25 protein-coding genes are annotated in these 24,759 nt (G+C 74.3%); 7 read left to right on the plus strand and 18 right to left on the minus strand.

The genetic code is table 11. The annotated features are described in order from the left end of the window. Window positions 1–45 precede the first annotated feature (45 nt). Entirely contained in the window at window positions 46–792 is a 747-nt protein-coding gene (locus ACQP26_RS28700) for a class I SAM-dependent methyltransferase (RefSeq protein ID WP_281579579.1), read from the plus strand. Window positions 793–844: 52 nt separating this feature from the next. Here ACQP26_RS28700 and ACQP26_RS28705 read toward each other — a convergent pair whose 3' ends face one another. From ACQP26_RS28705 to ACQP26_RS28735, 7 genes are all read right to left on the minus strand, one after another. Beyond that, window positions 845–1,603: a type III pantothenate kinase gene (locus tag ACQP26_RS28705; RefSeq protein ID WP_013288955.1), complete on the minus strand. Its 759-nt coding sequence runs from the start codon at window positions 1,601–1,603 to the stop codon at window positions 845–847. A gap of 9 nt (window positions 1,604–1,612) precedes the next feature. Next, window positions 1,613–2,509, minus strand: a complete 897-nt coding sequence (nadC, locus tag ACQP26_RS28710) for a carboxylating nicotinate-nucleotide diphosphorylase (RefSeq protein ID WP_281579578.1) — start codon at window positions 2,507–2,509, stop codon at window positions 1,613–1,615. Next, on the minus strand, window positions 2,506–4,197 hold the full coding sequence (locus ACQP26_RS28715; RefSeq protein WP_433494469.1) for an L-aspartate oxidase: 1,692 nt from the start codon (window positions 4,195–4,197) through the stop codon (window positions 2,506–2,508). The genes nadC and ACQP26_RS28715 overlap by 4 nt, the downstream gene beginning before the upstream one ends. Window positions 4,198–4,258: 61 nt before the next feature. Further along, window positions 4,259–5,152 (minus strand): septum formation family protein, encoded by an 894-nt coding sequence (locus ACQP26_RS28720; RefSeq protein WP_433494470.1) that lies wholly within the window; start codon window positions 5,150–5,152, stop codon window positions 4,259–4,261. A 230-nt stretch (window positions 5,153–5,382) separates the two neighbouring features. Beyond that, a complete protein-coding gene (gene panD / locus ACQP26_RS28725) occupies window positions 5,383–5,808 on the minus strand; it encodes an aspartate 1-decarboxylase (protein WP_433494471.1) in 426 nt (141 codons plus the stop codon). 30 nt (window positions 5,809–5,838) lie between these two features. Further along, window positions 5,839–6,681, minus strand: a complete 843-nt coding sequence (panC, locus tag ACQP26_RS28730) for a pantoate--beta-alanine ligase (protein ID WP_269703659.1) — start codon at window positions 6,679–6,681, stop codon at window positions 5,839–5,841. After that, complete coding sequence (locus tag ACQP26_RS28735) at window positions 6,681–7,610, minus strand: Rossmann-like and DUF2520 domain-containing protein (protein ID WP_433494472.1); 930 nt, start codon at window positions 7,608–7,610, stop codon at window positions 6,681–6,683. The genes panC and ACQP26_RS28735 overlap by 1 nt, the downstream gene beginning before the upstream one ends. A gap of 193 nt (window positions 7,611–7,803) precedes the next feature. Between ACQP26_RS28735 and ACQP26_RS28740 the strand changes: the two genes are divergently transcribed. Together ACQP26_RS28740 and ACQP26_RS28745 are read left to right on the plus strand one after the other, a co-directional pair. After that, complete coding sequence (locus tag ACQP26_RS28740; protein ID WP_433496218.1) at window positions 7,804–8,871, plus strand: SAM-dependent methyltransferase; 1,068 nt, start codon at window positions 7,804–7,806, stop codon at window positions 8,869–8,871. Beyond that, complete coding sequence (locus tag ACQP26_RS28745; RefSeq protein ID WP_176722867.1) at window positions 8,868–10,037, plus strand: NADH-quinone oxidoreductase subunit D; 1,170 nt, start codon at window positions 8,868–8,870, stop codon at window positions 10,035–10,037. The genes ACQP26_RS28740 and ACQP26_RS28745 overlap by 4 nt, the downstream gene beginning before the upstream one ends. Window positions 10,038–10,083: 46 nt before the next feature. Here ACQP26_RS28745 and ACQP26_RS28750 read toward each other — a convergent pair whose 3' ends face one another. The 4 genes from ACQP26_RS28750 to ACQP26_RS28765 form a co-directional block, all read right to left on the minus strand. Next, window positions 10,084–11,925 (minus strand): hypothetical protein, encoded by a 1,842-nt coding sequence (locus ACQP26_RS28750; protein ID WP_433494473.1) that lies wholly within the window; start codon window positions 11,923–11,925, stop codon window positions 10,084–10,086. 124 nt (window positions 11,926–12,049) lie between these two features. Continuing rightward, the gene (locus ACQP26_RS28755) at window positions 12,050–13,054 is read right to left on the minus strand and encodes a glycine betaine ABC transporter substrate-binding protein (protein WP_091425701.1); all 1,005 of its coding nucleotides are present in this window, start codon (window positions 13,052–13,054) and stop codon (window positions 12,050–12,052) included. 153 nt (window positions 13,055–13,207) lie between these two features. Beyond that, window positions 13,208–13,930, minus strand: a complete 723-nt coding sequence (locus ACQP26_RS28760) for an ABC transporter permease (protein ID WP_269703656.1) — start codon at window positions 13,928–13,930, stop codon at window positions 13,208–13,210. Beyond that, the gene (locus ACQP26_RS28765) at window positions 13,927–14,616 is read right to left on the minus strand and encodes an ABC transporter permease (protein WP_281579574.1); all 690 of its coding nucleotides are present in this window, start codon (window positions 14,614–14,616) and stop codon (window positions 13,927–13,929) included. Before ACQP26_RS28765 ends, ACQP26_RS28760 begins: the two co-directional genes overlap by 4 nt. A 2-nt stretch (window positions 14,617–14,618) precedes the next feature. On the opposite strand from ACQP26_RS28765, the gene ACQP26_RS28770 reads away from it, so the two are divergent. Further along, window positions 14,619–15,611 carry an ABC transporter ATP-binding protein gene (locus ACQP26_RS28770; protein ID WP_433494474.1) on the plus strand — a complete coding sequence of 331 codons (993 nt, stop codon included), beginning with the start codon at window positions 14,619–14,621 and terminating at the stop codon, window positions 15,609–15,611. Between the two features lie 2 nt (window positions 15,612–15,613). On the opposite strand, the gene ACQP26_RS28775 is transcribed toward ACQP26_RS28770, so the two are convergent. From ACQP26_RS28775 to folP, 7 genes are all read right to left on the minus strand, one after another. After that, window positions 15,614–16,105 (minus strand): hypothetical protein, encoded by a 492-nt coding sequence (locus tag ACQP26_RS28775; protein ID WP_269703653.1) that lies wholly within the window; start codon window positions 16,103–16,105, stop codon window positions 15,614–15,616. Between the two features lie 83 nt (window positions 16,106–16,188). Then, window positions 16,189–16,491, minus strand: coding sequence for a hypothetical protein (locus ACQP26_RS28780; protein ID WP_269703652.1), 303 nt, complete (start codon window positions 16,489–16,491; stop codon window positions 16,189–16,191). 61 nt (window positions 16,492–16,552) lie between these two features. Next, window positions 16,553–17,785, minus strand: a complete 1,233-nt coding sequence (locus ACQP26_RS28785) for an ABC transporter permease (RefSeq protein ID WP_269703651.1) — start codon at window positions 17,783–17,785, stop codon at window positions 16,553–16,555. Window positions 17,786–17,897: 112 nt separating this feature from the next. Continuing rightward, window positions 17,898–18,386, minus strand: a complete 489-nt coding sequence (locus ACQP26_RS28790) for a DUF3180 domain-containing protein (protein WP_269706979.1) — start codon at window positions 18,384–18,386, stop codon at window positions 17,898–17,900. Between the two features lie 85 nt (window positions 18,387–18,471). Further along, window positions 18,472–18,999, minus strand: a complete 528-nt coding sequence (folK, locus tag ACQP26_RS28795; RefSeq protein ID WP_269703650.1) for a 2-amino-4-hydroxy-6-hydroxymethyldihydropteridine diphosphokinase — start codon at window positions 18,997–18,999, stop codon at window positions 18,472–18,474. Then, on the minus strand, window positions 18,996–19,355 hold the full coding sequence (gene folB, locus ACQP26_RS28800; protein WP_043327897.1) for a dihydroneopterin aldolase: 360 nt from the start codon (window positions 19,353–19,355) through the stop codon (window positions 18,996–18,998). The genes folK and folB overlap by 4 nt, the downstream gene beginning before the upstream one ends. Then, a complete protein-coding gene (gene folP / locus ACQP26_RS28805) occupies window positions 19,352–20,293 on the minus strand; it encodes a dihydropteroate synthase (protein WP_433494475.1) in 942 nt (313 codons plus the stop codon). Before folP ends, folB begins: the two co-directional genes overlap by 4 nt. A 358-nt stretch (window positions 20,294–20,651) precedes the next feature. Here folP and ACQP26_RS28810 point away from each other — a divergent pair, with 358 nt between their 5' ends. Genes ACQP26_RS28810 through ACQP26_RS28820 form a run of 3 tightly spaced genes read left to right on the plus strand, consistent with a single transcriptional unit; the run spans window position 20,652 to window position 24,758 of the window. After that, window positions 20,652–20,966 (plus strand): hypothetical protein, encoded by a 315-nt coding sequence (locus tag ACQP26_RS28810; protein ID WP_013288976.1) that lies wholly within the window; start codon window positions 20,652–20,654, stop codon window positions 20,964–20,966. Between the two features lie 14 nt (window positions 20,967–20,980). After that, window positions 20,981–21,343: a hypothetical protein gene (locus ACQP26_RS28815; RefSeq protein WP_013288977.1), complete on the plus strand. Its 363-nt coding sequence runs from the start codon at window positions 20,981–20,983 to the stop codon at window positions 21,341–21,343. 49 nt (window positions 21,344–21,392) lie between these two features. Further along, window positions 21,393–24,758: an ATP-binding protein gene (locus ACQP26_RS28820; protein WP_433494476.1), complete on the plus strand. Its 3,366-nt coding sequence runs from the start codon at window positions 21,393–21,395 to the stop codon at window positions 24,756–24,758. Window position 24,759: the final 1 nt, after the last annotated feature.

Below are 24,759 nucleotides of genomic sequence, written 5' to 3' on the forward strand. Positions count from 1 at the left end.
CGTACTCAAGCGCCGTGGCGGCCGTTACGGGATAACCTGCCCGCCATGACCGACCCCACTGCGGCCCTGTCGTTCGGCGCCGCCGCGGCCGATTACGACCGGTTCCGTCCCCGCTATCCGGAGGCCGCGCTGCGCTGGGCGCTGGACGGGCTGCACGACGCCCGGGTGGTGGATCTGGGCGCCGGCACCGGCATCCTCACCCGCGGGCTCCTGGCGCTGACCGGGCCGGTGGCTCAGGTCGTACCCGTGGAACCCGACCCGGGGATGCGCGCGCAACTGGCCGACGCGACGCCGGGCACGACGGCGCTCGCCGGCAGCGCCGAGGCGGTGCCGCTGCCGGACGGGTCGGCGGACGCGGTGCTGGTCGGGCAGGCCTACCACTGGTTCGACAGGGAGCGGGCGCACGCCGAGGTGGCCCGCGTGCTGCGCCCGGGCGGCACGTTCGCGCCGGTCTGGAACATCCGGGACGAGCGGGTCGGCTGGGTAGCGGAGCTGACCCGGATCGCCCACCTCGGCGACAACGCGGGCGACGTGACGCAGCGGTACGCGGACTTCGGCGCCGCCTTCACCGAGGTCGAGGTGGGCGAGTTCGCGCACGCCACCACGCTGACGCCGGACGGGGTGGTGATCATGCTGCACACCCGCTCGTTCTGGCTGACCGCCGACGCGGACGAGCGGCGACGGGTCGACGCGGAGCTGGCCGAACTGTTCGCGACCCATCCCGACCTGGCCGGCCGGGAGACGGTCGAGCTGCCGTACCGCACGATGGTGCTCCGGGCGCGGCGGCGTTAAGAAGGGGCCCCTCCTCTACCGGAGGCGTTAACAGGGGGCCCTTCCTTGCACCTCAGACGTTGCGGTCGTAGACCATCCGCAGGCCGATCAGCGTGATCATCGGCTCGTGATGGGTGATGGTGTGGCACTCGCCGAGCACCAGCGAGGCCAGGCCGCCGGTGGCGATGACCGCCTTCACCCCGCCCAACTCCTCGGACATCCGCTCGACGATCCGGTCCACCTGCCCGGCGAAGCCGAAGTAGAGCCCGGCCTGGAGGCACTCGACGGTGTTCTTGCCGATCACCGAGCGCGGGCGGGTCGCCTCCACCTTGCGCAGCTGGGCGGCCCGGGCGGCCAGCGCGTCGAAGGAGATCTCGATGCCCGGCGCGAACGCGCCGCCGAGGAACTCCCCCCGGCTGCTGACCAGGTCGAAGTTGGTGGTGGTGCCGAAGTCCACGACGATCGACGGCCCGCCGTAGAGCGTGTACGCGGCCAGCGTGTTCACCACCCGGTCCGCGCCCACCTCCTTCGGGTTGTCGATGGCGAGCTGCACGCCGGTCCGCACGCCCGGCTCGACGATCACGCTGGGCAGGTCGGCGTAGTACCTGTCGAGCATGGTGCGCAGCGAGCGCAGCGCGGCCGGCACTGTCGAGCAGGCGGCCACGCCGGTGATCTCCACGGCGTCCCCGGCGAGCAGTCCCCGGAACATCAGACCCAGCTCGTCCGCTGTGGAGCGGGCGTCGGTCTTGATCCGCCACGAATGCACCAGCTTGTCGCCGTCGAAGGTCGCCAGCACGGTGTTCGTGTTTCCGATGTCGATGCAGAGCAGCACAGCGGCAGCCTAGACGTCGCGCAGGTCGAGGGCGATGTCCAGGATCGGCGAGGAGTGGGTGAGCGCGCCGACGGAGAGGAAGTCGACCCCCGTCGCGCCGTACTCGGCCGCCATCGGCAACGTCAGCCCGCCGGTGGCCTCCAGCTCCGCCCGGTCGCCCACCGACGCCACCACCTCGCGCAGCTGCGCCGGGGTCATGTTGTCCAGCAGCAGGAACCGGGCCCCCGCCTCGACCGCCTCCACCGCCTCGGCCGGCGTGTCCACCTCGACCTGCACCGCGACGTCGGGGAACGCCTCCCGGACCCGCCGGAACGCGGCAGCGATCCCGCCCGCCGCGACCTTGTGGTTGTCCTTGATCATGGCGACGTCGTACAGGCCCATCCGCTTGTTGGTGCCGCCACCGGCCCGGACCGCGTACTTCTCCAGTGCCCGCAGGCCCGGCGTGGTCTTGCGGGTGTCCAGCACCATCGCCTTCGTGCCGGCCAGGGCGTCGGCCCAGGCCCGCGTGTGCGTCGCCACCCCGGACATGCGGGACAGCAGGTTCAGCGCCGTCCGCTCGGCGGTCAGCAGCAGCCGGGTCGGCCCGGACACGGTGGCCAGCACGTCGCCGCGCGCCACCCGCTGCCCGTCGCCTGCGACCAGCGACACCTCGACCGTACGGCCCGCGCCGGTGACCTCGCCGACCAGCTCGAACACGGCGGCGGCGACGGGCAGCCCGGCCACCACGCCGTCGGCGCGCGCGACCAGATCGGCCGTGTCCCGCTGCTCGTCCGGGATGGTGGCGACGCTCGTGACGTCGAGGAAGTCGGGCCCGAGATCCTCGTGCAGCGTGTCGACGATGACGTGCCGGACCCGCTCCGGGTCCAGACCGCCGTCCCGCAACGCCCGCTCCGTCGACTCCCTCATCGGTTGATCTCCTCCCAGCGCTCCGCCACGATGCCGTCCGTGCCCACCTCGGCCACCAGGTGACCCAGCCACCGCTCGTCGGCGGTCGGGAAGTCCTCCCGCCAGTGGCAGCCCCGCGTCTCCTGGCGCGCGTACGCGGCGGCGACCAGCGTCGACGCCACCGTCAGCAGGTTCGTCGCCTCCCAGTCGGCGGTACGCGGCACACCCCGCCCCGCGCCCAGCCCGGTGAGCGCGGCAGCGGTGGCCTCCAGCGTCCGCGCCGACCGGAGCACGCCCGCGCCCCGCGTCATCGCCCGTTGCAGCTCCGCCGTACCGGCCGCCGGCACCAGCGCGCCCGGCCCGCCCACCCAGGCGCCGGTCTCCGCCGGCCGGGCCTGCTCGGGCAGTCCGGCGGCGATGTCCTCGGCGATCCGGCGGGAGAAGACCAGCCCTTCCAGCAGCGAGTTGCTGGCCAGCCGGTTCGCGCCGTGCACGCCGGTGCAGGCGACCTCGCCGCACGCGTACAGGCCCGGGATGGAGGTGCGGCCGCGCAGGTCGGTCCGGACGCCGCCGGAGGCGTAGTGCGCGGCCGGCGCGACCGGGATCAGGTCGGTCGCCGGGTCCACGCCGATGGCCAGGCAGGACGCCACGATGGTGGGGAACCGCCGGGCCAGGAAGTCGCCGCCCAGGTGCCGGGCGTCCAGGAACACGTGGTCCGCGCCGGACGCGAGCAGCACCCGGTGGATGCCCTTGGCGACCACGTCCCGGGGCGCCAGCTCGGCCAGTTCGTGCTGACCGACCATGAACCGCTTGCCGTCGCCGTCGACCAGGTGCGCGCCCTCGCCGCGCAGCGCCTCGGAGACCAGCGGCTGCTGGGCCAGCCCGGCGCCCGGACCGCCGGCCGGCACGATCAGCGCGGTCGGGTGGAACTGGACGAACTCCACGTCGGTGACCGCCGCGCCCGCGCGCAACGCCAGCGCCACCCCGTCGCCGGTGGAGACCGCCGGGTTCGTGGTGGCGGCGAAGATCTGCCCCATCCCGCCGGTGGCCAGCACCACCGCGCGGCCGAGGATCGCGCCGACGCCGTCCTCGCTGCCCTCGCCGAGCACGTGCAGCGTGATGCCGCAGGCCGGGCCGAGCCCGCCCGGCCCGTCGCCGGGGGCACGCAGCAGGTCCAGCACCAGGGCGTGCTCGACCAGCCGGATCCACGGGTCGCGGCGTACCGCGTCGTGCAGCGCCCGCTGCACCTCCGCGCCGGTGGCGTCGCCGCCCGCGTGCACGATCCGGTCGGCGCGGTGGCCGCCCTCGCGGGTCAGCATCAGCGAGCCGTCCGGGTTGCGGTCGAACTCCGCCCCGATCCGCATCAGCTCGCGCAGCCGGGTCGGTCCCTCGGCCACGAGCGCGCGGACCGCCGCCGGGTCGCACAGGCCGACGCCGGCGACCTCCGTGTCGTACGCGTGCGCGTCCGGCGTGTCCGCCGGGTCCAGTACGGCGGCGATACCGCCCTGCGCCCAGCGGGTGGAGCCCTCGTCCATGTCGACCTTGGTGACCACCGTGACGTGCAGGCCGGCCTCGCGCAGGTGCAGCGCGGCGGTCAGCCCGGCCACGCCGGAGCCGACCACGATCACGTCTGTCGTCTCCACCCAGCCGGGGGCGGGCGCGGCGAGCAGACGGGGCAGCGCCGGCAGGTCGACGGTCGGTACGTCCATGAGCACAGTCAACCCGAAGCGAACTCGGCTCGGGCGCGGGGGGCGTGACGAGTGCGCTCGGCTACCTCGTCCGGCGCGGGAGGGCGGTCGGTCCGGCGCCCTTCAGGGAGGTGGTCACCGTACGGTCGCTGAGCCACAGGTAGCAGCGCACGCCCCGGTCGCCGACCGCCCAGCGGCCGGCACCGGGCGGCCGGACCACCACGTCGCTGCGGTAGCGCAGGAACGCGTCGGCGGGCACCCCCGCGTAGCGGGCGATCACGCCGAAACAGCCGTCGTAGAGGGGAACCCAGTCCTCCGGCTTCTTCGGGTACGGGCGGTCCGGCGCGGCCCACACGCCGACGAACTCGGCGTCGTGCGCGACAGCGCAGTCGACCGGGGTGAGCCGCTGCACGCGGCCCGCGTCCCGCCCGGTGCGCTGGCAGCCGAGCCGCAGCGGGGAGGGCGTCTTGAGCGCGTCGCGCAGGCTGCCCGTCCGGGTGACCACGGTGGCCGCCGCCTCGACGGTGGTCAGCTCGGTGAGGTCGCACCGGTACCAGCGGGAGCCGGCCGTCCAGCCGAGGCCGGTGGGCACCGCCACCGCCAGCCGGAGCCGTCCGGCACGCCAGTCGTCACCCACGTATTCGGCGGCCCGCTTGTCGCAGTCGGCGAACGCGCTACGCAGCTCGGGTGAGGCGAGCGGCGGCGGGGCAGGCCGGTCGGCGGTGAACGCCCCGACGTGCACGGTCTCCACCCGGTGCGGCAGCTCGCAACCGACCGGCGCGTACGCGGCCAGGCCGACGCTCGCGGTGAAGTCGGCGACCTGGCAGACCCCTGCGGCCGGGGTGAACGGCCCGGGCGCCGCCATCGCGGCCCAGTCGTCGGTGAGGTCGCCGTCCAACCCGCCGGCGTCGGCGCAGCCGGTCAGGGCGGCGCTCGCGACCATCGCGGCGACCAGGAAGCTCATCGCACGGCGCATCGCGGCCTCCCCCAGCCGACGACCGTCGATCCCCGACGGTCCGCTCAGGGTAGCCGAAAATGACCTTCCGGTGACAGACCGCGTTCCCCGCCCGTCCGCCCCGCCCGCGGCCCCTCTCGCCCCGCCGATCTTGCACTTGCTGCCCCGGCAAAAGGGGCGAACCGCCCGCGCCGAGGGCCAAAAGCGCAAGATCAACGGCGAGAGGGGGGCGGCGGGGGCGGCCGGGAGGGTCAGCGCGCGGCGGCCAGGGGGTTGGGGACGGGGGCGCCTGCGGTGCCGGGGGCGGCCGTGGTCGGGTCCGTGGTGAGGTCTACGACCTTGTTCTCCGCGTCGACGTGGACCACCTTCGGGCGGTACGCGCGGGCCTCGGCGTCGTCCATCTGCCCGTACGAGATCAGGATGACCAGGTCACCCGGGTGCACCAGGTGCGCGGCGGCGCCGTTGATGCCGATCACGCCGCTTCCCCGCCGCCCCGGGATCACGTACGTCTCCAGCCGGGCGCCGTTGGTGATGTCCACGATCGCCACCTGCTCGCCGGGGAGCAGGTCCGCCGCGTCGAGCAGATCCTCGTCCACCGTCACCGAGCCGACGTAGTGCAGGTCGGCCTGGGTCACGGTGGCGCGGTGGATCTTCGACTTGAGCATGGTCCGGAACATCGGGGTGCCTTTCCGCATTCGTGGTGGGGTTCAGGGACGCGGCGCGAGGTGGATCGCCGTGTTGTCGATCAGGCGGGTGGCGCCGACCCAGGCCGCGACCAGCAGCCGGGCCGGACCGGCGACCGGACCGGGTTCCAGCTCGGTGTCGGTGAGCACCAGGTAGTCCAGGCGGGCGTCCGGCGCGTCGAAGGCCCGGTGCGCGGCGGCCAGCACCGCACCCGCGTCCTCGCCCCGCTCGGCCGCCGCCGCACCGGCCCGCAACGCGGCGGACAGGCTCAGCGCGGTCTGCCGCTCGGGCGCCGACAGGTAGCGGTTGCGGCTCGACATGGCCAGCCCGTCCGGCTCCCGGACGGTCGGCACGCCGACGATCTCGGTCGGCACGTCGAGGTCGCGGACCATCCGGCGGACCAGGGTGAGCTGCTGGTAGTCCTTCTCGCCGAAGAAGGCCAGGTCGGGGCGGGTGAGCTGGAGCAGCTTCATGACCACGGTGAGCACCCCGTGGAAGAAACCGGGGCGGCTCAGGCCCTCCAGGTCCTCGCCGAGCGGCCCCGGGTCGAGCCGTACCGTCGGGCGGCCCTCCGGGTACATCTCGGTCACCGAGGGCGCGAACACCACGTCCACCCCGGCCCGGCGGCAGATCTCCAGGTCGGTGTCGAGCGTGCGCGGGTAGCGGTCGAAGTCCTCGTTCGGGCCGAACTGCAGCGGGTTCACGAAGATCGTGACGATCACGTGGCCGGCGCGCTCGCGGGCGGCGCGCAGCAGCGCCTCGTGCCCGGCGTGCAGCGCGCCCATGGTCATCACCACGCCGACCCGGCCGGCCATCGCCTCCCGGGCCGCCGCCAGCTCCTTGCGCGTGTGCAGCACCTCGGCCATCAGGCCGCCACCTCGATTCCGTCGAGCACGTTCCGCAGCACGGCGGCGTCCGCCGGGCGAAGGCGGCCGACCGCGACGGCACGATCAGCCGTCCGTCGTGCCAACGCCAGATACGCGGGTACGGATTCCGGCGCGGTCCGCGCCAGCCGGTCCAGATGCCGGCGTACGGTGCCCGCGTCACCCCGCGACACCGGGCCGGTCAGCGCGTCGTCGCCCAGCCGCAGCGCGTTCTCCAGCGCCGCCCGCAGCAGCGGGGCGAGCACCTTCTCCGGCCGCTCCACCCCGGCGTCGCGCAGCCGGTCGGCCGCCTCGTTGACGAGCGTGACCAGGTGGTTCGCGCCGTGTGCCAGCGCCGCGTGGTAGAGCGGCCGGTCGTTCTCCCCGACCCACTCCGGTACGCCGCCCAGGTCGGCCACCATCCGGGCCGCGAACGGGCGCAGCTCGGCCGGGGCGGTCACCCCGTAGGAGATGCCGGGCAGGCGGGACAGGTCGTCCGGCGTACCGGTGAAGGTCATCGCCGGGTGCAGCGCGAGCGGCCGGGCGCCCGCCTCGACGGCCGGGGCCAGCGCGGCGAGCCCGTGCGCGCCGGAGGTGTGCGCCACCACCTGGCCGGGACGCAGCGCGCCGGTCGCGGCCAGGTCCGCGACCACGCCCGCCAGTGCGTCGTCCGGGACCGCGACGATCAGCAGATCGGCGGCGGCACGCGCCACCTCGGACGCGGTGCGGTGCGGGGTCTGCGGCAGCAGCAGCGCCAGCCGGGCCCCTGTCGCGCCCGAGGCGCCGGACGCGGCGACCACCCGGTGGCCGGCGGCGGCGAGGGCCGCGCCCAGCACGGCGCCGACCCGGCCGGCGCCGAGGACGCCGACGGCGAGGGTACGCGGGAAGACGAGCGGGGCAGCGGTGGCCCGGGGGCGCAGCGGTGCGCTCATGGCAGCGATCCAGTCCTCGAAGGGGGTACCGGTCGATGGCAAGTATGCGCCCGGGTGACAGAGCGGAAACAAGAAGGTGTGAAAACCTTCACCGACCGCCCGAAGCGGTCGCTCCGGTGGCGGGCAAACCGCCCTTTCGGGTACGTCCCGTAGGGTCGGCACGGTGACCACCCCGCTGCGCTGGCGCGACGCGATGGAGCGGGCGCTGTACGGGCCGGACGGCTTCTTCGTCTCCGGCGCCGGGCCTGCCGCGCACTTCCGCACGAGTGTGCACGCCTCACCCGTCTTCACCGCCTGCCTGGCGCGGCAGCTCGAGATGGTGGACGCGGCGCTGGGGCACCCGGCCCGGCTGGACGTGGTGGACGTGGGCGCGGGGCAGGGCGAGCTGCTCCGGGCCCTGCTGACCCAGGCCGCACCCGCACTGGCCGCCCGGATCAGGCCGGTAGCTGTGGAGCGGGCCACCCGCCCGCCGGACCTGCCCCCGGAGATCGACTGGCGCCCCGACATCCCCGACGGCATCACCGGCCTGCTCCTGGCCACCGAGTGGCTGGACAACGTCCCCCTCGACGTGGCGGTCCAGACCCCGGCAGGCTGGCGCCTACTCCTGGTGAACCCGAAAACCGGCGAGGAGACGGTGGGCCCGGCCCCGTCCCCCACCGACACCACCTGGCTGACCGCCTGGTGGCCCCCGGCTCCCACCCCGGTGATCAAGGAGTTTGTGGCGGCGGAGGGCCCGGATCAGGACACGAACTCCTTGATCAACGCCGTCGGCGAGGTCGGGGGCGCGGACGCGGCCGGTGGGCGGGGGGAGATCGGGGTGGGACGGGATCTGGCCTGGGCGGAGGCCGTGGGGAAGGTCGCGCGCGGGCTGGCGCTCGCGGTGGACTACGGGCATCTGCGGGACTCGCGTCCCCTGGACGGGACGTTGACCGGGTATCGGGGTGGGCGGCAGGTGCCGCCGGTTCCGGACGGGTCGTGCGACGTGACGGCGCACGTCGCCATGGACTCGGTCGCCTCCGCCGGTGAGCGGGTCGCGCGGTGCGCGTACTCCCTGGTCTCCCAGCGGGAGGCGCTGCGGACGCTCGGGGCCGACGGCGGGCGACCGCCGCTGAGCCTGGCCGGTCGCGACCCGGCCGGCTACCTGCGGGCGTTGGCAGCGGCGTCGGCGGCGGCCGAACTGACCGACCCGGCCGGGCTCGGCGGGCACCTGTGGCTGCGGCAGCCGGTCGGCGTCGCGCTCGACGCGGTCGTGGCACGATGACGGGCATGACCACGGACGCCGCCGACCTCCGCGAGCTGACAGTCGGTACCGGCGCCGGGGGTGAGCAGCTCGGCACCGACATGGTGCTCAACATCGGGCCGCAACACCCCTCGACGCACGGTGTGCTGCGGCTGAAGCTGGTGCTCGACGGGGAGCGGGTGGTGGCCGCCGAACCGATCGTCGGCTACATGCACCGGGGGGCGGAGAAGCTCTTCGAGGTACGCGACTACCGGCAGATCATCGTGCTGGCGAACCGGCACGACTGGCTGTCCGCGTTCTCCAACGAGCTGGGCGTGGTGCTCGCCGTCGAGCGGCTGATGGGCATGGAGGTGCCGGAGCGCGCCACCTGGCTGCGGATGGCGCTGGCCGAGCTGAACCGGGTGCTCAACCACCTGATGTTCCTCGGCTCGTACCCGCTGGAGATCGGCGCGATCACGCCGATGTTCTACGCGTTCCGGGAACGGGAGACCATCCAGGCCGTGATGGAGGAGGTCTCCGGCGGCCGGATCCACTACATGTTCAACCGGGTCGGCGGCCTGAAGGAGGAGGTGCCGTCCGGCTGGACCGGGCGCGCCCGCGCCGCCATCGCCGAGGTACGCCGCCGGATGCCGGACCTCGACAACCTGATCCGGCGCAACGACATCTTCCTGGCCCGTACCGTCGGGGTCGGGGTGCTGTCCGCCGCCGACGCCGCCGCGTTCGGCGCGTCCGGGCCGGTCGCCCGCGCCTCCGGGCTCGACCTCGACCTGCGCCGCGACGAGCCCTACCTGGCCTACGACCAGCTCGACGTGCCCGTGGTGACGAAGACCGCCGGTGACTGTCACGCCCGCTTCGAGGTGCTGCTCGACCAGGTATACGTCTCGCTCGACCTCGCCGAGCAGTGCCTGGACCGGGTGGACCGGATCAGCGGGCCGGTGAACACCCGCCTGCCGAAGGTGTTGAAGGCACCGGAGGGGCACACGTACGCCTGGACCGAGAACCCGCTCGGCATCAACGGCTACTACCTGGTGTCCCGGGGCGAGAAGACGCCGTGGCGGATGAAGCTGCGCACCGCCTCGTACGCGAACGTGCAGGCGCTGTCGTCGCTGCTGCCCGGCTGCCTGGTGCCCGACCTGATCGCCATTCTCGGGTCGATGTTCTTCGTGGTCGGCGACATCGACAAGTGATCGGGGCCGTCCCCTCGGGGCGGCCGACGGCGGTGAACGGGCGCGGTCAGCGCCAGCGGTCGGCGGCGGTGTCCCGGTGCGGCCGGCCGTGTCCGCCCTGCTCCGGGCTGCGCCACTCCGGCTCCGCCGGCCGCCATTCCGGCTCGGGCCGACGCCACTGCGACTCGGTCTGCCGCGTCTCCGGCTGACGCCAGTGGGGCTCGGCCTGATGCCGCTCCGGTTCCGATCGGTGCCACTCCGGTTCCGGCTGACGCCACTCGGGTTCGGGCTGACGCCATTCCGGGGGCGGTTGGCGCCACTCCGGCTGGCCGTTGCGCTGCGTCGGCGGCCGCCACTCGTCCGGCACCGGCACCCCGCCGGCCGGCAGCGCCGGGTGGCTCTCCCCGGACCAGCGGTCGTCGGTTCCGTCCGGCGCGCTCGCGTCCGGCCGACCGGCGCGCACCGATGCCCACCGGTCCTCGACCCGGTACTCGGTGCCGCCGCCGTCGGCGTGCACCGCGGCCCGCCGTTCCCCGAGCCGGACCTCCCGGCCGTCACCGTCGTCGCGGACCGCCGCCCACCGGTTGCCGGCACGCATCTCGGACCACTGGTCGCCGTCGGTGCCCGCCCGGCCTCCCGGGGTGTCCGGTGCGCCCGCCGCCGGCCAGGTGCTCGCCGCCCGGCCTGCCCGGTCGTCCCCGCCGCCGGGCCACTGCCGCTGCTCCTCCGCCGCCGTCCGGCTCCGGTCGCCCGACCAGCCACCCCCGGAGGTACGCCCGGACCAGCCCTGTTCCCCGGCGGTACGCCCGGACCAGCCCTCTTCGCCGTCGGCGGTCCGGGCGACACCCGCCCACGGATGTTCGGTGCCCGGACGCCCGGCGTCGGTCCACGAGTGCCCGTCGTCGCCCGGCCCGGTGCCCCAGCCACCGTCGTCCGAGGCGGCGCGACGGCCCGGCCGGTCGCCCGGTTCGCGGTGTCCCGCGCGCCACTGGTCGGCCGGGTCCGCGCCCCGGGAACGGTCCTCGTCCGACCAGCCACCGGGGAATCCGCCGTACCGGGTTCCGGCCGGCTCACCGCCACCGACGATCGTGTGCCGGGTGGTGACGTGCACCGTCTCGGTGTGGTGGACCACGCCCACCGGCCGGGTCTCCGGCCGGGCCACCGGCTCGGACACCCGCGCCGCGCCGTACACCCCGCTCGCGGGCCGCTCCGGACGCACTGTGGCCCGCGCCGGCTCGGCGTCGTGCCGGCCGGTCCGTGCCGGGTCCGCGTCGTAGTGGCCGGCCCGGGGCGGATCGATGTCGTGACGGCCCGACCGGGACACCTCGGAGTCGTAGCCGCCCGCGCGGGGCAGATCGACGTCGTGGTCGCTTCCGTAGCGGCCGCCGGAGTACGCGGCCCGGGCCGGTTCGTCCTCGTCCCGGCCGGCTGGGTGCGCCCGCGCCGCGGCGGCCGTGCCGGCGACCGGCACCCGGGCCGCACCGCTCGGACGCTCCGGCGCAGCGGACGCGGACACGGGCGCGGAGGCCAGTCCGGCGGCGGCCGCGTCGAGCCGGTGCCGGACCGCGCCGGCCGCCTCCTCGGCACGCCGTGCCTGGTCGAGCGCCTGGTTGCCACGCTGGGCCGCCGCCACGATCTCGGCTCGCAACTCCCGCCGGAGCTGCGCCAGCTCCTCGCGCAGTTCCTCGGAGGCGGCGCCCCCGGAACCGCTCTCCGGTCGCAGCGCGATGGACAGGCCGATCAGCACGACGGCGAGGATCGCCAGGACGGCGCCGAACCGGAGCGAGCCGTTGCCGTCGGCGATCAGCAGGATGAGCGCCGCCAGGGGCGCCAGCCCCACACCGACCCAGAACAGGACGGTGAGCAGGGCGGGCGTGCTCTTGTCGGCGGGCGCGACCGGGGCGGGCATGGCTGAGCAGATTACCGAGAGTTCCCCCTGATGGGAACGGGTCGGCACCATTCGATGCGCGGCCCGCCGAACAGGGCCGCCCTGCCGCCGGCCGGCACACGTCGTGCCGGCCGGCGGTGGCGCGTCAGCTCGTGGCCAGAGCGGCGTCGGAGGAGAAGACCAGGCCGACGCTCGCCGAGCCGGTCTTCAGTGCGTTCTTGGTCTGCGGGCCGCCCGCATCCAGCGAGCTGAACGAGCCGGCCTTGAAGTCGTAGACCTCGACCAGACCGGCCTGGCACTTCGGCCGCTGCGGGCACTCCGGCGGCCCGGCCAGCACGGTGGCCTGCCCGGAGCACTTGGCGGCCAGCTCGGAGAGCGTGGACACGCCGTACTTGTCGGCGAACGCCTTGGTGACCGCGAACGCGTTCTGGTCCTGCGCCTGGGAGGGCTGGCCGAAGACCAGGCCGGCCTTGTCACCCTCGGTCTTCAGCGCCGCGACCGTCTTGTCCAGCTCCGGCGACGAGACGGGCTGGGCGTCCTTGCCGTTGGCCTTGGTGTTGAGGAACTCCGCCATGGTGGCGGCGTACTCCGGGACGACCTGGATCTGCCCCTTCTCCAGGGCCGGCTCGTAGAGCTCCCGGTTGCCGATGGTCTGCACCTTGACCTGGTAGCCGGCCGCGGTGAGCGCGATCTTGTATAGCTCGGCGATGGTCTGGCTCTCGCTGAAGTTGCCGGCGCCGACGGTGATCTGCCCGCCCGGACCCTTCTCGATCCCGTCGGTCACGCCGTTGGCGGAGGCGAACTCCTGCGCCGCGACCTGCGGCGTCTTGCGGTCGACGTCGACCGCCCGGTTGAGCTGGATCAGCTTCGGGGTGTCGAGCTTCGCGGAGACCTTGTCCAGCGCGGCGACGAGCTGCGGCGTGGCCGCCTTCGCGTTGATCGCGGGGATGACGTTGTCGGTGTTCTGGAGCTTCTTGTCGTCGGTCAGGACGACGAGCTGGTCGCCCGCCACCGGAGCGCAGCCCGCCCCCGAGGCGCCCTGCTCGGGCGCGTCGGTGCCGGACGAGCCGGCGTCGCCGCAGCCGGTGAGGAGAACAGCCGCGGTGAGTGCGCCGAGCGCCCCCGCGGCCAGTGTCGTACGCGCGCGCATCAGTGCCCGCCTTCCGTGTCCCGGCGCGACCCCCTCGGGCCGGCCGCGTGTCCGACGGGCGATCCGGACGGCCACCCGCGACTCCAGCCAATATCTTCCGGACCCGACCGACAAACTCGGAGCGGTTTTCGTCACCCGATCGTCACCGGGGGCTCAACCGCCGGTCGTCGCCGCCGTCGCGCGACGGCTCGCCCGGCGGCGGACCCGGCGCAGCGGACGGGGCGTGACCATCCGCTCCACGATCGCGAGCAGCCCCTCGACGAGCAGCGCCAACCCGGCCACCAGCACCCCGCCCGCGATGATCTGGCCGCCGCCGGCGGCGATGTCGAGCCCGAACCCGGCCCTGATGATCTGGCCCAGCCCGCCGCCGTTGACGAAGGAGGCGAGCGCGGCGGTGGCCACCACCTGCACCGCCGCGGTCCGGAAGCCGGCCGCCAGGTAGGGCACGGCGAGCGGCAGCTCCACCCGGCGCAGCACCTGCCCGCCGGACAGACCCATCCCCCGGGCCGCGTCCCGGGCCTCCGGGTCGGCCTGCCGCACCCCGGTGTACGCGTTGGCAAGCAGTGGCGGAACCGCGAAGACCGCGAGCGCCACCACCACGGCCGGCCGGCCGAAGCCGAGGAACGTCAGCGGCAGGATGGTCAGCAGCGCCAGCGTCGGGATCGCCAGCGTGACGTTGGACACCAGCAGGACCAGCCCGCCGCCCCGGCCGCTGTGCCCGAGCCAGAGCCCGATCGGCCAGGCCACCAGGCAGCCCAGCAGCACCGCCAGCGCGGACATGCTCAGGTGTTCACCGAGGCGGTCCAGCACGCCGCCGGGATTCGTCCAGTTCAGCGGGTCGTTCAGCCAGACCACTGCCTGCTCGACGGGGTTCACCGGGCGGACCTCCCGCGCAGCCAGGGGGTGAGCAGGCGGCCCACGCCCGCGAGCACCAGGTCGAGCACCAGCGCCAGCAGCACACACAGCACCGTGCCGGCCATGATCTGCGCCTTGTAGAAGTTGTTCTGGAAGCCGGCGAAGATGAGCTGGCCGAGCCCGCCCCGGCCGACCACCACGCCGACGGTCACGAGCGCGACTGTGGACACGGTCGCCAGCCGTACGCCGGTGAGGATGCCGGGCAGCGCCAGCGGCAACTCGATCCGGAACAGCCGCCCCCACCTGCCGTACCCCATGCCCTCGGCGGCCTCGCGCACCTCCGGCGGCACCTGGTTCAGCCCGGCCAGCGCGTTGCGCACGATGACCAGCAACGCGTACAGCGCGACCACGGTGAGCACGGTGATCGCGCCGATGCCCAGGTACGGCGCCAGGAACGCGAACAGGGCCAGCGACGGGACGGTGTAGAGCACCCCGGTCACCGCCAGGATGGGTGCCGACAGTGACCGGAACCAGTACGCGAGCACCGCGAGCGGCAGCGCCACCAGCGCGGCGATCACCACGGCCCGGGCGGTCAGCCAGGTGTGCTCCCGCAGCGCGGCGAGGATCGTGTCAGAGTTGTCCCGCACGTACTGCCAGGAGAACCACGGATTACCCGGGTCGGCCCGGTAGCTCAGGTGGAGGAACACACGTGGACGGTACCCCGGGGAGCACCGCCGGAGGCGGCGCGGCGTCGATCACCCTGGAGCGCATCTGCAAGCGCTACCCGGACGGCACCGAGGCGGTACGCGAGCTGAGCCTGGAGGTCGCGGCCGGCGAGCTGGTGGTGCTGATCGGCCCGTCGGGCTGCGGCAAGTCGACGGTCCTGCGGATGATCAACCGGCTGATCGAGCCGACCGACGGGCGGATCCTGCTCGGCGACGACGACGTCACCCGGGTCGACCCGGTGGCGTTGCGCCGCCGCATCGGATACGTCATCCAGAACGTCGGCCTGTTCCCGCACCAGACCGTCGCCGCGAACGTGGCTACGGTGCCGGGTCTGCTGGGCTGGTCGAAGCAGCGGACCCGGGACCGGGTCGGCGAGCTGCTGGAACTCGTCGGTCTGGACCCGGCGCAGTTCGGCAGGCGGTACCCGCACGAGCTGTCCGGCGGGCAGCGGCAGCGGGTCGGCGTGGCCCGCGCGCTCGCCGCCGACCCGGTGGTGCTGCTGATGGACGAGCCGTTCTCGGCGGTGGACCCGATCGTCCGGACCCGCCTGCAGGAGGAGTTCCTGCGGCTGCAGGCCGAGGTACGCAAGACGATCGTGCTGGTCACCCACGACCTCGACGAGGCGGTCCGGCTGGGCGACCGGATCGCGGTGCTGTCCGAGGGCGGCCGGCTGGAGCAGTACGATCCGCCCGCCGCGCTGCTCGGCGCGCCCGCCTCGGACTTCGTCCGGGAGTTCGTCGGCGCCGACCGGGGCATCCGGCGGCTCGCCGTCACCCCGGTGACCCACGCGGTGCTCGACCCGCTCCCGGCCGACGGCGGCACCGGCCTGCCCACTGTGGCGCTCGGCGACTCGGCGTACGACGCGCTCGGCGCGCTGCTCACCTCCGGCGCCGAACACGCGGTGGTGACCGAGGAGGGCCGCGCGGTGGGGCTGCTCGCCCGGAGCCGGGTGCTGACGCTGGGCGCCGTGGACTGAGCTCAGGCCCGTCCGCCGAGGCTGGCCAGCCCGACGATCCAGCCCGCGAAGAAGCCGTACGTCACGCCGGTGCTGGCGGCCTGGAACGCGGCGAACAGCGAGCCGTGCGGGCCGAGGAGCGTGGCGAGCAGGGCACTGAGCCCGCCCGCGAGCGCGTACGCACCCCAGCCGGACAGGAACTGGCTGCCCGAGGACGTCACCCGGTCGGTCTGCGGCCCGGGCAGCAGGTACAGCAGCGCCGCCGCCAGCACGAGCAGCAGAATCGCCCGCAGATTGGTGGCGAACACGCCCTCGTCGGCCTGCCACCGCCAGGACGGCCAGGCGAGCAGCCGCAGGAACCAGCCACCGGCGCCGGTCGGGTCGGTGCCGCGCTGCGCCCAGTCCACGTACATCGGACTGCCGCCGACGGCGACGAGCAGGAACGCGGCGAGCGTGCCGGTGCCGGCGGCCGAGCCGTACCGGGAGACGGTGCGGGGGCGGTTGCTCAGAGCCATGCGGCGGTCAGTTCCCGGCCGGTCCCGCCGGGCAAACCTGCGCAACCGGTCGGCCGCCGTCGGCCGACGGGCGGTCATCGACCTCAGTGCTTCATCAGGTAGTCGATGAAGGCGGCGCGCAGCAGTGGCGCGGACTCGTCGTAGCCGTGCCCGGTCAGCTCACGCCAGAGCGCGTTCGCCTCGTCGATGGTCGGGCCGATCGAGTTCGGCGCGCCGTCCAGCGCGGCGGCCTCGTCGGCGTTGGGCAGGTGCCGCAGGACCGACCAGAAGAAGCCCACGTCGCGGCGCTCGCGCGCCAGGTTGAACGCCTGCTCGCGCAGCTCCTCGGTGGAGAGCTTGTCGAGCTCGTCGAAGGTGCGGCCGCCGGGGGCAGGAGTATCGGTCATGCCGCCGAGCCTAACCGGAGAGATCAGCCCGGGCGCGCCGGACGCACGGCCATCGGCGGGGTCAGCGGTCGTCGGAGTCCCAGCGCCGGGGCTCGCTGTCCCAGCGCGGCGCCTCCCACGCCTCCACCGGGGTGTCGTGCTGGCGTACCGGCAGCACCGACGGCCAGGCGTCGGCCGGTTCGGGCGCCGGGGTCATCCCCCAGCCGCCGCTCGTCACGCCGTCGCGGAGCGGGCGGACCGGGCCCGGTGCCACGGCCGCCGGGGGCGCCGGGCGGGGGCGGCCGAACGTCTCCACCAGCCGGGTGACGAGCAGCCCGGCGCCGAGCACCGCGCCGCCCAGCGCCCACCGGCCGACCGACCAGCCCTGCGGGACGGTCCAGGCCAGGAACACCACCACCAGGCAGACCGCGAACAGGGTGCCGAAGATGCCGCCGCGCCGCCCGTACGCGCTGGTGCCGGCGAGCATCACCGTGCCGACCGCCAGCACGGTCCAGTCCAGCCCGGTGCCGGGCGTGACCTCACCGTCCCCGTTCGCCGCGATCAGCACGCCGCCGAGCATCGCCAGCACCGTCGACCCGACGAGCGCCAACGCGGTCACCGTGGCGGCCACCGCGCCGCGCCGCCGGGCCGGGTCGGCGACCGGGCGGAACCGGCCGATCAGCCGGCGTACCGGTTTCATCGCGGCGAACAGACCACCGAGGACGGCGACCGCGGCGAAGCCGACGAAGAAGTACAGCGCGTTGCGGCGGGGGTCGTAGTCGCTCTGGACCGCCACCGGCACGCTCCGGCGCTCCAGGTAGACGATCACCCCGGCGGCGCCGGCCAGGCTCGCCGCCCATCCGGGCACGTGCAGCACCACCACGGCCAGGGCGAGCGCCAGCCCGGCCGCCGCCGCCAGCGCCAGCGCCGGCAGCAGCGCCTCCCGCATGCCCCGGTCGCCCTGCTCGGCGAAGTGCAGCGCGGCGGCCAGCGCCACCGGGCCGATCGCCAGGTTCACCGCGCCGGCCCGCAGGCTCAGGCCGGCGGCGAGGGTGAGCAGGCCGAGCGCCGCCACGTCGACGAGCAGCGTCTTCAGGGCACCGCCGCGCAGCGCGTCCGCGTCCTCCCGCCAGAGCAGCCAGGCCATCGCGACCAGACCGGCCAGCAGCACGAACTCCCAGACCACGTGCACCGCGATCCGGTCCCGGCCGGGTTCGCCGTGCGCCGGGTCGTCGAAGACGTTCTCCAGGACGGCAGCGGGCACTCCGGAGGACGTCTCCGGCGGCGCTGTCCGGCCCGCATCGTCGTACGCCATTGGCTCGCGCCTCCCCAGGTGGCCGCGTCCGGCCCACGGGCGGGCGGACCGTGGCAGCCGTCGCTCTCCGGTCGCCAGGGACGGTACCGCCGGGCCGGGGTGGGGGGAACCCTCAGAGACGCCCGCGGGGCGTCTCCCGGTCGCCCGGCTCGCGGTCCTCGTCGTCCTCCTGCTCCGGGACCCGGCAGGAGCGTTCCAGCCAGAGCGCGGCCGCGACCAGCGCCAGCGCGGCGACGAGGCCGCCGAGCGCGGCGGGCCGGTCGCCCTCCGCCGCGTTCGTGCGCTCCACGAACAGCCAGCCGGTCAGGCCGGCGTAGAAACCCGCGAAGATGGCCCCGGCCAGCGCGGACGCCTTGGCCAGCACCACGAACCGGGCGACGAGCAGCGGATTGACCGGCTCCCGGCCGGGCCGCCGCTCGATCCGGCCCCGGGTGTTCACCGCCGCGTAGCCCTCCAGCACGGCGAGCCCGGCCAGCGTGATCACCGGCAGCCAGGGCAGGTCGGGCGCGAAGTCGTAGTAGAAGCCGCTGATCAGCAGCCAGGCCACCGCGGCGGCGGCCAGGCCGGCCACCACCAGCGTGGAGGCCCGGGTCGGACCCATCCGGAAGCGGTCGGGCTCCTGCGGGGAGCGGGCGGTGCTCACCGCGGGTCCTCAGCTCGCGACTGCGCGGCCGCGCTCCAGCGGGTCATGTCTCCGACTCTAGCGTCAGATCGGGTCGCGGGCTCAGTTCCAGGGCGTCCCCCGCCAGCGGCTCGGCGTTGAGCAGGTCGGTCAGCCAGCCGTGCCCGGGCAGCCGGCCGTGCGGCTCGATGTCGATCCACGGGCGCAGCACGAAGGCGCGCAGGTGGGCCCGGGGGTGCGGCACGGTCAGCTCGGGATCGTCGCGCAGCACCGGCTCGCCGGCGTCGTCCCAGACGGCGATCACGTCCACGTCCAGCGTGCGCGGCCCGTACCGCCGCTCGGGGTCGCGGGCGCGCCCGGCCGCCGCCTCCGCGGCCCGGGCGTGGGCCAGCCAGTCCTCCGGCGCCGCCGCCGGGTCCGCGACCATCACCACCGCGTTCAGGTACGCGGGCTGGTCGGCGTCCCCCCACGGTGGAGTCTCGTAGACGCCGGAGACCAGCAGCACCCGGTCGCCGAGGGCGGCGACCGCGGCACGCAGGTGGCCGAGGCGGTCGCCCAGGTTGCTGCCGATCGACAGCACGGCCCGGGTCATCGGGTACGCCGCATCGTGACCGCCACGTCCCGGAAGGCGTGCGGGATCGGGGCCTCCGGCTTGTGCACAGTCACCGTGGCGGCGGCCACCAGCGGCTCGGCCAGGCAGACCGCGAGCAGCCGGTCGGCGAGCGTCTCGATCAGGTTCACCGGCTCGCCGGTGATCACCGCGACCAGACGTTCGGCCAGTTCGCCGTAGTGCACGGTGTCGGTCACCTCGTCCGAGCGCGCGGCCGGGCCGAGGTCGAGTTCGAGCACCGCGTCGACCACGAACTCCTGTCCCTGGGCGCGCTCGAAGTCGTAGACGCCGTGGCGGCCGTGCGCGCGCAGGCCGGTCAGTTCGATCCGGTCGGTCATCTGTCGTCTCCGCTCGTGCCGGTGGTCGCTTCCGCCGGCCGTGCGCCGCCGGTGGCCGCTTCCGTGGGCGGCGCTGTCGCACGCCGTGCGCCGGTCGAGCCGGCGAGCCGAGGGCTGCCGGTGGCGCGCCAGACGGCGAGCGCGTCGGCGGTGGCACGGACGTCGTGCACGCGTACCCCCCAGGCGCCGGCCGCGACGGCGAGGACGCTCGTCGCGACGGTGGCGGCCTCCCGCCCGGCGGTGGGCCGGGGTTCGCCGGCCGGGTCGGCGAGCAGCCGGCCCAGGTAGGACTTGCGGCTGGCCCCGAACAGCACCGGGAAGCCCAGGTCGACCAGCTCGGTCAGGCGGGCGCTGAGCGCCCAGTTGTGCGCGGCGGTCTTCGCGAAGCCCAGGCCCGGGTCCACGATGATCCGGTCGGCGGCCACCCCGGCGGCGAGCGCGACGTCGACGCGCCGGCTCAGCTCGTCCCGGACCTCGGTCACCACGTCGGTGTACGTGGCCAGCTCGCGCATCCCACGGGAGTGCCCCCGCCAGTGCATGAGCACCCAGGGGCAGCCGGCGTCGCGGACCACCCGGGCCATGTCCGGGTCGGCGAGGCCGCCGGAGACGTCGTTGACCACGTACGCCCCGGCGGCGAGCACGGCCTCGGCGACCCGGGCCCGGCTGGTGTCGATGCTGACCGGGATGCCGGCGGCGCTCAGCTCGCGGACCACCGGCAGCACGCGGGCGGTCTCCGTCTCCGCGTCGACCCGGTCGGCGCCGGGCCGGGTGGACTCGCCACCCACGTCGATCAGGTCCGCACCCTCTCCGCGCAGTCGCACCCCGTGTGCGACGGCCGCGTCCAGATCGGCGTATCTGCCGCCGTCGGAGAAGGAGTCGGGCGTGACGTTGAGGACGCCCATCACCACCGGGGTCTCCGCCCGTACCAGATCGGTCACGGACCCGACAGTACCGTTCGCCGGCAGGGCTTCCGGCCGCCGGGCGAGCGCGTGACGCGGCACCCCTGACGTGCGCATTGGAACAGGTGTACGATCGGTCATCCGGGTCATCGGAGGTCCACTCTTCGCGGCTTGTCGCAAAGGTGGCCGGGCCGTACGCTTTGGAATTGCCCAGCATCGAGATGGCGAAGCCTGGAGGGAGGGCCGAAGCGGGAAGAATCCCCCCAAAACTCACCACTCTGCGTGGTGGGTGACGGACTCAGCGTTGACGGCGCTGTCTCTGACGAGCACCATCCCGCCAGGCTTGCCTACTTGCACCAACGCGGCGCCGCCGGCCGCGACCTTGGGGAGGTTTCCAGTGATCGCCATCGAGCTCATGGCTACGGCGTCCAGTGCCGTCGACCACGCGCTCCACACCCTGGCGTCGACTCCACTCGCCGAGCCGGCCCCGAAGGGCATCGACACCGACAACGTCGTCACCTTCTTCGCCAGCAAGATCGCGCCGATCCTGCTCGCGGTCCTCGGCGTGATCTTCATCGGCCGTGCCAGCCGTGGTGAGATCTCGAAGGTGCTGACCAGCTCGGCCATCGCCATCATCGGCCTGGCCTTCATCGCCGGTGCGGCCACACTCTTCTTCGTCGGCGACTACCTGATCAACCTGATCTTCGAGTAGGGCGTTGGGCGACGATGCGGCTGCGCACCGACGACGACATCTACCGGGCACGCCTCGTCTATCTGGGGCCGCCCGGGTACACCCTTCCCGTCCACCTGCCGTACGCCCAGTACGGCCTGTTCATGCTGCTCGTACCCCTCTACATGTTCATCCACTGGTTGTTCACGCTCCAGGTCGAACTGTTCCCCGCCTGGGAGATCTCGCTGGCGATCGTGACGACCTCGTTCATCTTCCGGTACGTCGACCCGGACCGGCCCGCGCGCATGGTCATCCGGACCGCGCTGACCGACTGGCGACGCACCCGGGAACCGGCCACCGAGCAGCGGGACCCGCGGCTCGTCGCGAGCCGGATCAGGATCCGGGAGGAACTGGCATGACCGGGCGTACGACAACCGTGCAGACGAACGACGCGGGTGAGGCGGTCGCATGAGTCGCTCTTCCACGCCGGGTTCCCCGGCCGGGCGCCCGGCCGGGCCCAACGGTAACCGTGCGCGATCGTTCGACTACCCACCGGACGAGGATCTGGACGAGGTCGTCCTCGACAGCGCGCTAGTGACCAGCCCCGGGCACAGCCGCGTCGGCGTCTTCCAGCCGCCGCGACCGATCACCCCGCGCGAGCCGGTACGCCCCGACGGCGACATCGACTCGCCCTTCCTCGACCTGTTCGGCGGCGCGCAGCCCCGGCGGCGACCCGCCGCCACGCCGCCCCCGCCGGTCGAGCCGGTGGTGGCGCCGCCGCGCCGCGGCGTCGGCCGCGAGCCCCTGCCGATCCCGCACCAGCCCGCCGTGCCGATCGAGTCGGCACCCCGGCCCCAACCGGACCCACCGGTCCGCGAGCAGGCCCCTGGGGTACGCGCGGTCGGCCGTCCCCGGCCCGAGCCCGCACCGCTGCCGGTCGAGCCGGCCCTGCCCGACCCGCCGGCCGCGCTCGCCCCGCCGCCGCCCTCCCGGAGCCGGGTGCCGCAGCAGGCCGGCGACCGGCTGCCCGCGGTCCGTCCCCCGGCCGAGCCCGAGCCGGTGCTTCCGCCGCCCCCACCGATCCCCGCACCCGTACCCGCTCCCGCCGACCACCGGGAACCGGATGTCACTCCCGCGGAGCCGATCGCGTCCGGCGCGGCACCGTCCCGTGATGTCGGCCGCGCCACCCAGCGCGAGGTGGCGCCGCCCCGGCAGCGCACGCCGGAGCGCCGCAACCGGCCGACCAAGCCGGTCCGGGTCCGCGCCCCGAAGATCAAGTTCGGTGACCGGGACCCGTCGGTCGAGCTGGCCATCACCGAGATCGCCGGCCACCTCACCTTCACCCCGAACACGGTCACCGCCTGGTACTGGCTGCCCGAGGTGCGGTGGGCGTTCCGGCCCGACGCCGAACGCGAGGCGCTGCTCTCGGCGATCTCCGAGCAGTACGCCGGACTGGCCGGGTTCCGGCTGCACCTGCGCCGCACCACCCGGCCCTTCCCGGCCGACGAGTGGGCCCGCACCATCGACGCGCACACCGCCGCCCCGCTGCCCGACGTGCCGGGCACCACCGGCTGGGCCGATCACCTGGTCGCCGCCCAGCGGCACCTGATGGCGGTCAACCACGCCGAGGGCCAGACGTACCTCGGTGTCACCTTCGCCCGCCGGTCGCTCGGCGACTCGCTCACCGAGCGCCTGCTGCGTACGTTCGGCCGGGGCACCGCCGACGGCGAGCGGCGCCGGCTGAGCCGTACCGTCGAGCAGTTCGACGAGGTCCTCGGCGCGTTCGGCATGCGCGGGCGGCGGGTCACCGCGCCCGAACTGGAATGGCTGCTCTACCGCTCGGTGGCGCTGTGCATGGCGCCGCCCGGCGTCCTGTCCCCGATCACGAACGGCCGGTGGGAACGCGGCGACCTGCTGGCCCTCACCGAGCAGGTCGAGCGCTACCGCACGCCGTACGGCTCGACCGTGAAGCTGGTCAACCGGATGACCGGCGAGGAACGCCACGTCGCCGTGCTCGCGGTCGGCCGGATGGAGCCGCTGGAGATCCCCGAGCGGCACGAGCCCTGGCTGCACTTCCACGAGCGGCTGCCGTGGCCGATGGAGCTGTCCACCCGGGTCGACATCCTCGGCCCCAACGACTCGTTCCGGAACCTCGAACACCGGCTCCGGATGATCCGCTCGCAGCAGCTCGACTACGCCGAGCACGGCATCGACGCGCCGCCGGAGCTGGAACGACTGGCCAAGCGCGCGCTGGTGATCGGCGACGAGATGACCACCGGCCTGCCCGTCGACTCGGCCCGGGCACACGGCTGGCACCGGATCGCGGTCGGCGGCCGCACCCGGGAGGAGTGCCTGGAACGGGCCCGGCGGCTCATCCAGCTCTACTCCCGCGAGCTGCGGATCTCGCTCCAGCACCCGAAGAACCAGGACTGGCTGGCCCGCGAGTTCATCCCCGGCGAGCCCATCGCCAACACCGGCTACGTCCGGCGCATGCCCGTCAACCTGCTCGCCGCCGCGCTGCCCCAGGCCGCGTCCACAGTCGGTGACCGGCGCGGCGACCTGATCGGGCGGACCGCCGGCACCTGCCGCCGGCCGGTCTTCCTCGACCTGCACTTCCCGATGGAGGTACGCGAGCGCTCCGGCCTCGCCGTCTTCGTCGCCGAGCCCGGCGGTGGCAAGTCGACGCTGCTCGGCGCGCTCGGCTACCTGGCCGCGCGGCGCGGCGTGCAGGTGACACTGCTCGACCCGTCCGGCCCGCTGGCCCGGCTCTGCGCCATGCCCGAGCTGGCCCCGTACTCCCGGGTGCTCAACCTGACCGGCTCGGAACAGGGCACGCTGGCGCCGTACGCGCTGATCCCGACGCCGCTGCGCACCGAGTTCGGCGCCGGGGCGGCCGGTGACCGCGAGTTCGAGATCGCCGTGTCGAACGCCCGCGCCGAGCGCCGGATGCTGGTGCAGGACATCTGCATGATGCTGGTGCCGCCGCAGGTGGCCCGGGAGGCGTCCACCGCCACGCTGTTCCGGCACGCCGTACGCCAGGTGCCCGCCGAGGAGACCTCCACGCTCGACGACGTGGTGACCTGCCTCCAGGGGCTCGACGACGACGCCGGGCGCGAACTGGCCCACCTGCTGCTCGACACCGCCGAGATGCCGCTGGCCATGCTCTTCTTCGGCCGGCCGCCGGAAGGGCTGCTCGGCGCCGACGCCGCGCTCACCGTCATCACCATGGCCGGTCTGCGGCTCCCCGACCTCAAGATCGAGCGGGAGTACTGGTCGGCCGAGGAGGCGCTCGCGCTGCCGATGCTGCACACCGCGCACCGGCTCGCCGTACGCCGCTGCTACGGCGGGTCGATGTCCTCCCGGAAACTCGTCGGCCTCGACGAGGCGCACTTCATGGAGGGCTGGCGGTCCGGGCGCTCGTTCCTGGTCCGGCTCGCCCGCGACTCCCGCAAGTGGAACCTCGCCGCGCTCGTCGCCTCGCAGAACCCGAAGGACATCCTCGGCCTCGACGTGCAGAACCTCGTCTCCACCGTCTTCGTCGGCCGGATCGCCGAGGACAGCGAGATCGCCTCCGAGGCGCTGCGCCTGCTGCGGGTGCCTGTCGACGACGGTTACGAGGCGACACTCGCCTCGCTCTCCCAGGCGGACAGCGGATCGGCCAACCGGCTCGGCTTCCGCGAGTTCGTCATGCGCGACGTCGACGGGCGCGTGCAGAAGGTCCGGGTCGACGTGTCGTACGTCGACGGGCTGCTGGAGCACCTGGACACCACCCCCGCCGCGGTCGCCCAGGCCGCCGGGATACTGCCGACCGTCCTGGCTGACCTGGAGGCCTGAC

The organism is Micromonospora sp. CA-248089, from assembly GCF_050948515.1.
Classification (GTDB): Bacteria; Actinomycetota; Actinomycetes; order Mycobacteriales; family Micromonosporaceae; genus Micromonospora.

Coding starts and splice junctions, on each gene's coding strand:
- ACQP26_RS28700 (WP_281579579.1), top strand. CDS start 46: ATGACCGACCCCACTGCGGCCCTGTCGTTCGGCGCCGCCGCGGCCGAT.
- nadC (WP_281579578.1), bottom strand. CDS start 2,509: ATGAGGGAGTCGACGGAGCGGGCGTTGCGGGACGGCGGTCTGGACCCG.
- ACQP26_RS28715 (WP_433494469.1), bottom strand. CDS start 4,197: ATGGACGTACCGACCGTCGACCTGCCGGCGCTGCCCCGTCTGCTCGCC.
- ACQP26_RS28720 (WP_433494470.1), bottom strand. CDS start 5,152: ATGCGCCGTGCGATGAGCTTCCTGGTCGCCGCGATGGTCGCGAGCGCC.
- panD (WP_433494471.1), bottom strand. CDS start 5,808: ATGTTCCGGACCATGCTCAAGTCGAAGATCCACCGCGCCACCGTGACC.
- panC (WP_269703659.1), bottom strand. CDS start 6,681: ATGGCCGAGGTGCTGCACACGCGCAAGGAGCTGGCGGCGGCCCGGGAG.
- ACQP26_RS28735 (WP_433494472.1), bottom strand. CDS start 7,610: ATGAGCGCACCGCTGCGCCCCCGGGCCACCGCTGCCCCGCTCGTCTTC.
- ACQP26_RS28740 (WP_433496218.1), top strand. CDS start 7,804: ATGGAGCGGGCGCTGTACGGGCCGGACGGCTTCTTCGTCTCCGGCGCC.
- ACQP26_RS28745 (WP_176722867.1), top strand. CDS start 8,868: ATGACGGGCATGACCACGGACGCCGCCGACCTCCGCGAGCTGACAGTC.
- ACQP26_RS28750 (WP_433494473.1), bottom strand. CDS start 11,925: ATGCCCGCCCCGGTCGCGCCCGCCGACAAGAGCACGCCCGCCCTGCTC.
- ACQP26_RS28755 (WP_091425701.1), bottom strand. CDS start 13,054: ATGCGCGCGCGTACGACACTGGCCGCGGGGGCGCTCGGCGCACTCACC.
- ACQP26_RS28775 (WP_269703653.1), bottom strand. CDS start 16,105: ATGGCTCTGAGCAACCGCCCCCGCACCGTCTCCCGGTACGGCTCGGCC.
- ACQP26_RS28780 (WP_269703652.1), bottom strand. CDS start 16,491: ATGACCGATACTCCTGCCCCCGGCGGCCGCACCTTCGACGAGCTCGAC.
- ACQP26_RS28785 (WP_269703651.1), bottom strand. CDS start 17,785: ATGGCGTACGACGATGCGGGCCGGACAGCGCCGCCGGAGACGTCCTCC.
- ACQP26_RS28790 (WP_269706979.1), bottom strand. CDS start 18,386: ATGGGTCCGACCCGGGCCTCCACGCTGGTGGTGGCCGGCCTGGCCGCC.
- folK (WP_269703650.1), bottom strand. CDS start 18,999: ATGACCCGGGCCGTGCTGTCGATCGGCAGCAACCTGGGCGACCGCCTC.
- folB (WP_043327897.1), bottom strand. CDS start 19,355: ATGACCGACCGGATCGAACTGACCGGCCTGCGCGCGCACGGCCGCCAC.
- ACQP26_RS28815 (WP_013288977.1), top strand. CDS start 20,981: ATGCGGCTGCGCACCGACGACGACATCTACCGGGCACGCCTCGTCTAT.
- ACQP26_RS28820 (WP_433494476.1), top strand. CDS start 21,393: ATGAGTCGCTCTTCCACGCCGGGTTCCCCGGCCGGGCGCCCGGCCGGG.